Genomic DNA, 1,937 nt, shown 5'->3' with positions numbered 1-1,937 from the left:
GCCTTAGTAGACAAACTCGCCAGCCTTGATCCAATTCCTGGTGCATTAGAACAACTGCTGTGGCATTTCGGTAACAAGCAAATTGCTGAAGTGACTGGACGCAGCAAACGGGTATTGAAGGATGATTCTGGTCGCTTGTTTGTGGATTCGCGGGGTTCTGGCGCTAACATTGCGGAAACTAACGCATTCATGGCGGGAGATAAGCAAATACTCATCTTTTCTGATGCTGGTGGTACTGGTCGCAGCTATCACGCGGATTTGAACGCTGTGAATCGTAAAAGGCGATCTCACTACCTGCTCGAAGCTGGTTGGAGGGCGGATAATGCCATTCAAGGGCTTGGGCGCTCTCACCGCACCAATCAAGCATCAGCACCAGTGTTCAGACCTGTTACCACTAACGTTAGAGGTGAGCGCAGATTCATCTCAACCATTGCTCGAAGGCTGGACAGCCTGGGCGCACTCACACGGGGGCAAAGGCAGACTGGAGGTAATGGAATCTTCGACACCAAGGATAACCTAGAATCCCAGTACGCGGAGTACGCACTGTATGAGTTATTCAAGCAAATTTTCCAAGGTCGATTCTCTGAAGTGCCTTTAGGGAAATTTGAGGAAATGACGGGGTTATCTCTGACTTCTCACGAAGGTGGGATGAAAATTGACCTCCCACCCTTGCGACAGTTCCTCAATCGGCTGCTGGCTTTGACTATCAGAATGCAGAACGTGATTTTCGAGAGGTTTGAGCTATTGTTGAGTCAACAAATCGAGACGGCGATCGCAAATGGTATCTTTGAGGCTGGTGTTGAAACTCTTAAGGCAGAAGGATTTAACATCGAAAGCTGTGAATCAGTTTATATACATCCTACTACTAGTAGCGTCACCAATTACCTCAAGATTGAGCGCGTACAGAAGAACAATATCAAAACTGCTGCCGAAATGCTGGAGTTCGCTGCTAAGTACCAAGGACAACTAATGGTAAATGCTACCTCTGGTAATGCGGCTGTATCAATTCCTACGCACAGCATATTTGATAGTGATGGTGGTGTTGTGCCACGGGTATTACTTATGCGACCACAGAAAGAAACTCGCCTACCTGTTGATAAGCTCTCATCATCCACTTGGCAGCAGGTTTCGGCTGATGCGTTTGTTGCAGCATGGTCGAGGGAAGTAGATGCGCTACCCAAATCTACAACTGACTATCTACATTTGGTCACAGGAATACTGTTGCCTATCTGGAAAGTTCTCCCACAGAAGAACAGTCGGGTGTTCCGATTGCAAACCAGTGATGGGCAGAAAATTCTGGGGCGGGTGGTTCATGCCTCCGACATCCAGACTGTTACAGAGCAATTGGGCTTGAAAGATAAGCTGCTTTCTCCACAAGAGTTAGTATCTCTGGTTTTCAACGAAGGGTATTCGCAAGAATTACCCGGAGGAGTTACATTACGGCGGTCTTTCATTGCTGGTGAACCACGCCTAGAGCTACTCAATGCCATCTCGCTTGCTGATCGACTGATGGCTGCTGGATGTTTCACCGAGATCATCAACTGGCGCAAGCGGATGTTTGTGCCGACAGGAGATCGCGCTGCTGATGTTCTGGCGGCGGTAATTGAAATTCTAGGATGAAAAAGTGAACTACCTACATTGACTCAACGAGAGTCAGTGTAGGCTTCCTGTCCAACAAAAAGCGCAGTAATAAATTTCTTGCGTCCTCTATTACTGCGACTTACATCTGGGCGGCAGGCTTCTTGATGAAGTTGTTTATGGGGGAAACCCCAAGACAAGACCACACTTCATCGCTTTATCCCCGTTCCAGAGGTCAAAATCCGTAGCCCTTCATCTCGAAGGTTAATGCATACATAGATGCTAGTGTGGTAAAACTTACTAGAGAAGACGACTCTCTAAATTAGCCAAGTAACCCTTGGGATCTCTGCGAAATCGAT

Annotated in this window: 1 protein-coding gene; it reads left to right on the top strand. The window is 47.5% G+C overall.

The features are described 5' to 3' along the window. The coding region (locus tag GNF10_RS36630; protein ID WP_185593321.1) for a strawberry notch C-terminal domain-containing protein at positions 1 to 1,620 on the top strand (1,620 nt) is incomplete at its 5' end. Positions 1,621 to 1,937: the final 317 nt, after the last annotated feature.

Origin of the sequence: Nostoc sp. UCD121 (genome assembly GCF_014222285.1) — a bacterium.
Classification (GTDB): domain Bacteria; phylum Cyanobacteriota; class Cyanobacteriia; order Cyanobacteriales; family Nostocaceae; genus Nostoc.
Note: the sequence above shows the minus strand (reverse complement) of the source record. Positions and strands in the feature narration are given on the sequence as shown.